At 42.0% G+C, this 852-nt stretch carries 2 protein-coding genes; both read left to right on the top strand.

Annotated features, from left to right (window positions below; all coding sequences use genetic code 11):
- The first annotated feature begins 310 nt into the window (after window positions 1-310).
- Window positions 311-451 (top strand): hypothetical protein, encoded by a 141-nt coding sequence (locus AC1DSG_RS31445; RefSeq protein ID WP_477794335.1) that lies wholly within the window; start codon window positions 311-313, stop codon window positions 449-451.
- A complete protein-coding gene (locus AC1DSG_RS31440; RefSeq protein WP_477794334.1) occupies window positions 448-765 on the top strand; it encodes a hypothetical protein in 318 nt (105 codons plus the stop codon). The genes AC1DSG_RS31445 and AC1DSG_RS31440 overlap by 4 nt, the downstream gene beginning before the upstream one ends.
- Window positions 766-852 lie beyond the last annotated feature (87 nt).

Raw genomic sequence — 852 nt, 5'->3', positions numbered from 1 at the left:
CTCAAAAAGATGAGCTGCTGCTACTGCTACTGGCACGAATGGGATTCAGGAGACGTATGGTTGAGTCATCTTATTGATATTTTTGGTGAGTAAAAAATATCCCAAGGCGCACGATTTTTTGCTGTGTACTTTCGTGGAATAAAGGGGGTGGACTTGTTTTTTCCAATTTTCGAGATTTTTCGCTGTTTGGAGGGGGAGCTTGAGTAACAAATAAATCCGCCCCCTTTATACGGATACCATTATTAGATTTGAAAGTCATCCCGGAGATGCTGGGCCATTTAATGCGAGGCATCATGGTGAGCACTATCATTTGGAGCTTAAACCTAATTATTTAAGTTGGAGTCAGGCGGATAAAAAGAAGACTGTTATCAAGGTCAAGCCTGACGGCTATCAACTCGGTCACGGAACTGGCTTTGTTGCCGGTGAGAAACATCCAGGTATTTCAAAATGACAGAATTTCCAGTTTCAGACGGCACCATTGAAAAAATGACGTGTGAGCACGAGCGCGTTTTTGTAGAGTTTCTAGATTGGAAGGAAAAACGATGGATCATTACCTTTGAAAATGTTTTAGGTATGAAATCTGTTGGGGCAATAGGCGCGGAGATTTCAGAGATGTTTGTGATGGATGTGACTTCGTTGTCGCAGGAGTTGCTTTTGATTGACTCTTCGGAAGTCGGGCTAAACTACTGCTTCACTTGTGCTCGCGAGTGCAACATTGTTTTGACAATAGTGGCTAACGGATACACTGTTGAAAAGTGTGATTAAAAAATAAATAAATCTGTTCCGCTTTTGGTACGACGCCATGAAGGATATTTTTTGCTGACAAGATTTCCAGAGCTATGAGCAGAGAGT

The organism is Pseudomonas sp. P5_A12 (genome assembly GCF_056400685.1).
This window is presented reverse-complemented; position numbering and strand designations above follow the sequence as displayed.

Bases quoted from the DNA above. Each gene is read 5' to 3' on its own strand.
- AC1DSG_RS31440 (WP_477794334.1), top strand. From the start codon at position 448: ATGACAGAATTTCCAGTTTCAGACGGCACCATTGAAAAAATGACGTGT.